The sequence below is a fragment of the Nocardia sp. NPDC046473 genome, from assembly GCF_040645995.1.
Taxonomy (GTDB): Bacteria; Actinomycetota; Actinomycetes; order Mycobacteriales; family Mycobacteriaceae; genus Nocardia.
On sequence record NZ_JBEYZJ010000010.1, the window covers coordinates 466,962 to 474,435 of the forward strand.

The 7,474-nt window shown below is 67.0% G+C and carries 7 protein-coding genes; 5 read left to right on the forward strand and 2 right to left on the reverse strand.

Annotated elements, in window-relative coordinates:
- The first annotated feature begins 44 nt into the window (after positions 1 to 44).
- On the forward strand, positions 45 to 914 hold the full coding sequence (locus tag ABZ942_RS35265; protein WP_357389806.1) for an LLM class flavin-dependent oxidoreductase: 870 nt from the start codon (positions 45 to 47) through the stop codon (positions 912 to 914).
- A 131-nt stretch (positions 915 to 1,045) separates the two neighbouring features.
- The gene (locus tag ABZ942_RS35270) at positions 1,046 to 1,762 is read left to right on the forward strand and encodes an SDR family oxidoreductase (protein WP_357389808.1); all 717 of its coding nucleotides are present in this window, start codon (positions 1,046 to 1,048) and stop codon (positions 1,760 to 1,762) included.
- A gap of 115 nt (positions 1,763 to 1,877) precedes the next feature.
- Here the strand turns inward: ABZ942_RS35270 and ABZ942_RS35275 are convergent, their stop codons facing one another.
- Positions 1,878 to 2,498: a TetR/AcrR family transcriptional regulator gene (locus ABZ942_RS35275; protein WP_357389810.1), complete on the reverse strand. Its 621-nt coding sequence runs from the start codon at positions 2,496 to 2,498 to the stop codon at positions 1,878 to 1,880.
- Between the two features lie 80 nt (positions 2,499 to 2,578).
- On the opposite strand from ABZ942_RS35275, the gene ABZ942_RS35280 reads away from it, so the two are divergent.
- Both ABZ942_RS35280 and ABZ942_RS35285 read left to right on the forward strand, forming a co-directional pair.
- A complete protein-coding gene (locus ABZ942_RS35280) occupies positions 2,579 to 4,114 on the forward strand; it encodes an FAD-dependent monooxygenase (RefSeq protein ID WP_357389812.1) in 1,536 nt (511 codons plus the stop codon).
- A gap of 361 nt (positions 4,115 to 4,475) precedes the next feature.
- A complete protein-coding gene (locus tag ABZ942_RS35285; protein WP_357389814.1) occupies positions 4,476 to 5,186 on the forward strand; it encodes an SDR family NAD(P)-dependent oxidoreductase in 711 nt (236 codons plus the stop codon).
- A 51-nt stretch (positions 5,187 to 5,237) separates the two neighbouring features.
- Here ABZ942_RS35285 and ABZ942_RS35290 read toward each other — a convergent pair whose 3' ends face one another.
- Entirely contained in the window at positions 5,238 to 6,821 is a 1,584-nt protein-coding gene (locus tag ABZ942_RS35290; protein ID WP_357389816.1) for a hypothetical protein, read from the reverse strand.
- Positions 6,822 to 6,976: 155 nt separating this feature from the next.
- On the opposite strand from ABZ942_RS35290, the gene ABZ942_RS35295 reads away from it, so the two are divergent.
- A complete protein-coding gene (locus tag ABZ942_RS35295) occupies positions 6,977 to 7,429 on the forward strand; it encodes a YbaB/EbfC family nucleoid-associated protein (protein ID WP_357389818.1) in 453 nt (150 codons plus the stop codon).
- Positions 7,430 to 7,474: the final 45 nt, after the last annotated feature.

Sequence of the window (7,474 nt, forward strand, 5' to 3'; positions counted from 1 at the left end):
GTCGCCGCAACACCGAAAAACATTCAACCGCAACGCTATCCAAAGTGAGTGACACCATGAGAATTGGTATCGGACTGCCGAACCAAGTTCGCGACGTGCGCCCGCGGGTTATTCCGGCTTGGGCGCAACGGGCCGAGCAGGCGGGCTTCCGCAGCCTGGGCACGGTCGGCCGCAACGCCTACCCGGGAGTTGCCGACACCGTCGCTCTCAGCGCGGCCGCCGCCGTGACCAGCCGGGTCGAGCTGATCAGTAACGTATTGGTCGCTCCCACCTGGCCTTCGACCTTGCTGGCCAAGGAACTCGCCGGCATCGATGGTGTGTCCGGCGGCCGACTGACCGCCGGACTGGGTGTCGGCGGCGCGCGCGAGGACGATTTCATTGCCGACGGGTACGGCCCCCGCGGTCGAGGCGCACGGCTCGATCGGGACCTCGAGACGTTCCGCTCGGTCTGGCACGGCGAACCGGTCGGCGGTGGCCCGAACCCGGCGGTGCCGGCGGGCACCCGTCAGGTGCCTTTGTTGTTCGGCGGCTCCGCACCGGCCGCGCTGAACCGGATGGCGCGCTGGGGCGAGGGATACATCGGCTTTTCGCTACCGGTGTCGTCGGTGCGTCCGAGCTTCGACGCGGCCCGCGACGCCTGGCAGCGGGCCGGCCGCGAGGGCGAACCGCGACTGGTTGCGCTCGTGTACTTCGCCCTCGGAGACGGTGACGCGGGCAAGCGGAACATCTATGACTACTACATCGCCAAGGGCGAGGAAACCGCCGCCTTGGTCACCGGCACGGTATGCGACTCACCGGCCAAGCTCGAGCAGGCGCTGTCGTCGTTCGCTGATATCGGAGCCACCGACATCATCTTCAATACCGGCACCGACGACCTCGACGACATCGAACGCCTCGCCGAGGTGGTCCTGTGAGCCGGAACGATGCCGACTCCCGCTAGGCGCAACGACTGGCCACCGTCGAACAACTTCACCCCGCGTTCCTCGCCGGACACGACTGTCGCAACGAACCGATCTCACCGCAGAAGGCAAGGAGTGGACATCAGATGACTCGAGATGCAGTGGGCCGCGGTCGAAGTCGGAGTTCGTGGGCGGTGGTCGCCGGCTCTGCGGGGAGAGTCGGGCGGGAGATCGCGTTGCGGTTGGCCGAGGACGGGTATTCGGTGGTGGTGTGTGGTCGTGACGGTGCCGGTGTGCGGGAGACTCGTCAATTGATCGAATGGGCAGGGGGTCGTGCGGCGGAGGTGGTCGCCGATCTCGGTGATTGCACCGCGGTACATCGTCTGATCGACGACATAACCCGGTTGCTGGCGGGGTCGCCGGTAGAGGTGCTGGTCAACAATGCCGGTGAGGCAGACTACGGCTCGGTCGAGGACGAGTTCGACATGGCGTTCGACCTGAACGTGAAGACGCCTTTCCTGTTGACGGAGGCGTTCGCGCCTGCCATGGCCGCCCGTGGCCGCGGCGCGATCGTCGATGTGGGCGGCCTCGACACCGCGATGAGACCAGGGGACCGGACGGCGATGCGCGCCGCGACGGCGGCGTTGAACGCATTGACCAGGCTATGGACAGCGGAGTACGGGCCGAAGGGGGTTCGGGTCAATGCCGTGGACCCGCACTGTGGCAATCAACCCGGCGCCGTGGCGGAGGCCATACGATTTCTCGTTTCGCCGCGAGCCGCGTCGGTTCAAGGCGCCGTACTGACCATGGGCGAGCAGACAGGCATGGTGGAAAGCCACAAGTATTCGTCGGCACCGGTGTGAAAGGCCCTGCCCCGGGGCCGGGTTGCCGAGATCCTCGGATCGGATGCGCTGCTGCGGAATCGGGTGTTGTGGCACATGCGCTACAAGGGACCAGGAAGTGACCGGTGCCGAGGCGTCAGTTCGTGCGGTGGACTCGGATGAGTGGTAGGAAAATCTGATCGACGATCGAGTGGATGCGTTCGATGCGCAGGGGTTCGAGGTCCATGAGCAGGTCGTGGCGTACGAGGTCGAAGGGCAGGGCCAGTATCGCGGGCGCAATGTTGTCGAGGTCGAGTTCGCCCCGCGCTGCGGCCTGGCGGTAGATGGTTCGCGCCTGTGGCGGTGCTTGTTCACCCATGGCTTGTTCGCGGATCTGCGCGGGCGATTGGCCGGTGTTGGCGAGCAGCCCGGAGAAGGCGGCGCCGGCGGCGATAGCGAAGAATCCGGCGAGGGAGTCGCTGAGCGCCGTGAGGTAGTGGATCAGGTCGGCGCGGAGATCGCCGGTGTCGGGCACGGCGACCGGATGGGTGTCTCGGTAGCGGTCGAAAATGGCAAGCACGAGTTCATCCTTGTTCGCCCAGCGCCGGTAGAGGACGGGCTCGCTGGTCTGGGCGCGCCTGGCGACCGATCCCATGGTCAGGCGCGCATAGCCGATCTCGGCCAGCTCATCCCACCCGGCGTCGAGGATCGCCGCCTCGAGCGCCGCTCCGTGCCGCCGGTTCACCGACGGCACGGGATTCGTTTCCGATGTGGCCACCGTCCCACCTTAGAAAGGTTTGTCTTTCTCAGCAACGAGAGCTAGCCTTCAAGAAAGGTTTTACTTTCTTGGGAGATGTCATGAATGAACCGCAGCGTGCCGCTTCCGCCGGAGCGGATTCCACCACGGTGTTGATCGTCGGCGCCGGGCCGACGGGGTTGACACTGGCTGTCGAGTTGGCACGCAGCGGCGTCGCGTTCCGGCTGATCGACGCGGAGCCCGGTCCGCATCCGGGTTCGCGCGGCAAGGGCGTGCAACCGCGCACCCTCGAGATCTTCGAAGACCTCGGCATCGCCGAGCGGGTGATCGCCAACGGCCGGATGGCCATGCCGATGGACTCCATCGATCCCCAAGGCCGGGTGGCACACGGTGGTGTGATCCCGGAGTCGCTGGCGAACCGGCCGGACATCCCGTACGCGGCGAGCCTGATCACGCCGCAGTGGCGAGTCGAGGAGGCACTGCGGCTCTTGCTCGAAAAGCTCGGGGGCGCAGTCGAATTCGACACCACGCTGGTCGACTACACGCAGGCCGGCGACGGTATCACCGCCGAGGTCGTCACCGGTGACACGGCAACGACCGTCGCCGCGCGCTGGATCGTCGGCTCCGACGGCGGGCACAGCGTCGTCCGCAAACAGGCCGGGGTCGCCTTCGTCGGCGAGACGCGCGAGGACGTCCGCGTTGTGCTGGCGGATCTTCCGGTCTCCGGCCTGAATCGTGATTCATGGCAGAGCTGGATTCACGCGACCGGCTTCCTGAGCCTGTGCCCGCTACCCTCGACGGATCTGTTCCAGTACGTCGCCAGCCTCGCCCCGGGCGCGGAGCCCCGGCTGCACCTCGCCGACCTTCAGGCGACCCTCGAGCAACGAACGGGTCGCACCGACATCCGCCTGCATGACCCCGAGTGGAGCTCGGTGTGGCGCGCCAACATCCGGCTGGTCGACCACTACCGCGTCGGGAACGCGTTCCTCGCCGGCGATGCGGCGCATATCCACTCGCCTGCCGGAGGGCAGGGCATGAACACCGGAATCCAGGACGCACACAATCTCGCCTGGAAATTCGCCGCCGTGGTGAACGACGGCGCCCCGCGCACCTTGCTCGATTCGTACGAGGCCGAGCGTCGCCCCGTGGCCGCGCACGTCCTCGCGCTCTCGAACGCCCGCCTGGCCGAAACCGTTCGGACCAAGGCAATCCCGATCAAGCGGGACGCGAGCACGATCGAACTCGACGTGGGATACCGCGGATCCACCCTGGCGAGCGACGACCGCGACGAGCAGGCGAGCCTGCGCGCCGGCGACCGCGCACCCGACGCGACCGACTTGGCCGCGACCGACGGAATCCATCGCCTGTTCGATCTGATCGGTCGGCGGCGGTTCACCCTCCTCAATTTCGGCCCACGGTCGGCCACGACATTTTCCGGACCCCAGCCGCGGATACTCCACCTCGTCGAAGAGCCGGGCAGCGACGACGAGATCGCCGACACCGCAGGCCATCTCGCGACCGCCTACCAGCCCACCGACACAACGCTCGTCCTGATCCGCCCCGACGGCTATATCGGGCTGATCTCCGATGCCGGTGACCTCGGCGCCGTCACGAAGTATCTCGCCGCGTTCCACTGATTCCGCCGTCGGCAGCCCGCTGCGAACCTGCTCGTCCGGGTCTCGACGCCGGCGGGTGCGAATGAACAGCTCTCATCAGCGGAGTACGCAGTCGTCGGTCCGGCATACCGACGCGAGGCCACGAAGCTCAGTCAGCGGCGCGAGCGCATGTCCACTCGGTTCGGCGCCGGCCGCACAACGACTTCCGAGCGAGCAGAGTTGATCTTCGCCGGTCGTATCGCCGCCGCACTCAGTCGCTGCTGACCAGTTACTGACTGCGCGCGCGAAGACTGTGGGGCGTCCAGTCCGTATCTCGCTATGCCGCGTTGGAGAACCGCGGCCACGAAACTATCCCGCAGCAGCGCGAAGAAGTGGGCGTCAGATGAATCGAGACATAGTGGGCGGCGGTCGGCGGCGCGGTCCGTGGGCGGTGGTCGCCGGTTCGGCCGGGGGAGCCGGACGAGAGATCGCAGTGCGGTTGGCCGAGGACGGGTATTCGGTGGTGGTCTGTGGGCGTGACAGCGCAGATGTGCGGGAGACTCGTCAGTTGATCGAGTGGGCCGGAGGCCGCGCGGTGGAGGTGGTCGTCGATCTCGCTGATTCCGCCGCGGTGCATCGCCTGGTCACCGAAATACGCCGATTGCTGGCCGGTGCACCGGCGGAGGTGCTGGTCACCAACGCCGGTGCGGCGGATTTCGACTCGGCCGCAGACGGGTTGGACATGGCGTTCGATCTGTATGTGAAGATGCCGTTCCTGCTGACGGGGGCGTTCGCGCCCGCGATGGCGGAGCGCGGCCGTGGCGCGATCGTCACTGTGTTCGACGGCGCGACCGGGGCGAGGGATGCGAATGCGGTGCGGGCCGCGATGGCGGCGTTGATGTCGTTGAACGGACTGTGGACCGCGGAGTACGGCCCCAGGGGAGTGCGGATCAATTCCGTGCAGCTACCCGGTGGCGGTGAACCCGTTGCGACCGCGGAGGCCGTGCGGTTTCTGGTATCACCGCAGGCCGCCTCGGTCTGCGGGTCGATATTGCCCCTGGGTGCGGGAGCGGCTGCGGTGGATATTCATGGGCGCCCGTTGGCACCCGGGTAAGCCGAGTCGCCGGAGCGGGAGTCAGGGCGGCCGACGACCACCGACCGGCGATCACGAGATCGGCACCGAACCGCGCTCCCGGAAACGTTGTCCGAATCCTTCGGCATACAGCGATGGTGCTGTGGACGAGGAGGATTGCTCGATCACTCCGTCGTCGGCGATGTAGAAGATGGCGCGGCCGATGGCGATCTCGCCGGGTTCGGTGGGGACGAAGACCATCCAGCCCACGTCGAGGCGTTCGGCGACGAGTTGGTCGAGGGGGTAGCCGGTGGTGTCGACACCGAGGCCGCGAATGTGCTCGCTTACCAGGGCGATTGCCAGATCCTGCGGCAGCGGCTCGGGGGCGGTGGCCGTGAGACCGGCCAGCGATAGCTGATACATGGCAGCGTCGATATCATCGGCGGGATTGTCGAATACCGCGGTAAACGTATCCCGGGTGACCACACCGGTTTCCGCGGCAGCGACCAGGGTGGCGGCGGCTTGGCGCTGCTGTTCGGTCGGCTCGCCGCCGGCCACGGTGCACACGATGTCGACGACCGTCTGTTCCGACCACACACCGGGCACGGCCGCAGCGAACCGGTCGGCGGTCGGCGATTCGCCGCGATGCCAGCTGCCGCGTTCCCACCAGTAGCAGAACGACAGCAGTCCTTGGGCCGCACGGGGATTGAGCACCTGATTGGCTACCCAGTCGGGGGCTCCGGCGTAGAGGTCCGGTAGTTCGCCGCCGTCGTTGTAGGCGGCGTCGAGGTCGGGATCGTTCCACAAGCCGCCCGAGAGCACCGCGCGGCCGCCGGGCAGGATGAACAGCGTGCAGCCGCTGCGCGCCGCGCCTTCGAAGATGCCGAGCGCGGGCCGGATTCGCGGCCCCAGCCCGGATCCGATGGCGACGAAGGCCGCCGCGATCGTGGCCCAACGCGCCCACAGCTCCGGCAGCGGGGGGAAGTCCGCATGTGAAATCGTCGAGATGATGCCGGCATCGCGGTCGTCGCGGGCCTGCTCGGCGGCGTCGCGGGGCGAACGCCACTGCCGCTCGTCGTGAAATACGTATGCGGCCAGCCACACCGGGACCTGTTGGCGCGGAAAGGCTTCCAGGTCGGCGCGATAGGCCTCCGGTGGCAAGAGGTGATCGTCAGGGAACGGCTCGTCGCCGTAGTCGTAGTCGACCTCGACCTCACCGGTGCTCTCCAGGTCGAGGAGCAGCCGCCACCAGGGACCGTCGCCGAACTGCGCGGAGATCTCGCGGTGCAACCGGACGAGTTCGCTGACCTCGTCCGGCGGTTCGGCCTGCGAGATCTGATCGTCGTCGTCGTAGTACAGGATGTAGGCCACGCCGCCGGCGACGGTGAGCGCGAAGACCGCTTCCAGATGCCGCCAGCCCTCGGGGCCGGTGGCGCCGAGTTCGCGGGCGATGCTGTGGGCGAGTTCGGTTGCCTGCTCTTCGGTCGTCGGCTGTTCGGTGGTCGCCGATTCCGGCACCCGCGGTCCGGTCGCCGACTCGTCAACGGTTGTCTCGGTCTCGGTCTCGGTGTCGCCCAGGGCCGCATTCGTCTCGGCCGGCACCGGGGTGCTGTTCGGCGCAGCGGGCGTGCTCAAAGTGAAGCCGACATCGGGAGTGGCGTCGTGCGTCTCGCTCATCAGAACCAGTCCTCCGGATGGCTTCCAGCCCGTACATTGACTGTGAACAAATTCATTTGACTTAAAGTCAACCAGAGCGCTGCGGTGGACGTCAATCGCTGTGATACTTGCCCTCGCAACGGGAGTTCCATTGTTGACAGACGGGAGATTTCGCCATGGTGGACAGCCGCAGAACCCAGAGTCTTCGGCCCGAGGTCGAGATCGCGAACATCATGGACACGGTCGGCACGCACATTCGATCGATCGCGGATATGCAACGCAAGCGCAGTGAGCTCGTGGCTTCCGCGGATGCGCGGGACGGGCGGGTCACGGTCGCCTGCAATGCCGATGGCGTGCCGATCGACGTCATCTTCGCCGACGACGTCGACGAGCTCGATTACGACGAGATCGCGGCGGCGGTGCTCGAGGCCGCACAGGACGCCGCCGCCAAGGTCGCAGAGCAGGCCGAGGAACTGCTTGCTCCGGTGCGTGAAGTGCGCTCCCGGCTGCCGAGTTTGTCCTCGATGGTCGAGGGGATGCCCGACCTGCGCACGAAAGTGCCTGAGCTGCAACGGGCCTCGCTCGACTCACGGGCCGTGCGGTTTCGAACGGACCTCGACGGCGAGTGAATTGACGTCGCACTCGCCATCTGCTTGACTCCCAATCAAGTGACT

What these genes read in the sequence shown, in the direction of transcription:
- ABZ942_RS35270 (WP_357389808.1), top strand. Translation starts at nt 1,046, where the DNA reads ATGACTCGAGATGCAGTGGGCCGCGGTCGAAGTCGGAGTTCGTGGGCG.
- ABZ942_RS35295 (WP_357389818.1), top strand. Translation starts at nt 6,977, where the DNA reads ATGGTGGACAGCCGCAGAACCCAGAGTCTTCGGCCCGAGGTCGAGATC.
- ABZ942_RS35285 (WP_357389814.1), top strand. Translation starts at nt 4,476, where the DNA reads ATGAATCGAGACATAGTGGGCGGCGGTCGGCGGCGCGGTCCGTGGGCG.
- ABZ942_RS35290 (WP_357389816.1), bottom strand. Translation starts at nt 6,821, where the DNA reads ATGAGCGAGACGCACGACGCCACTCCCGATGTCGGCTTCACTTTGAGC.
- ABZ942_RS35280 (WP_357389812.1), top strand. Translation starts at nt 2,579, where the DNA reads ATGAATGAACCGCAGCGTGCCGCTTCCGCCGGAGCGGATTCCACCACG.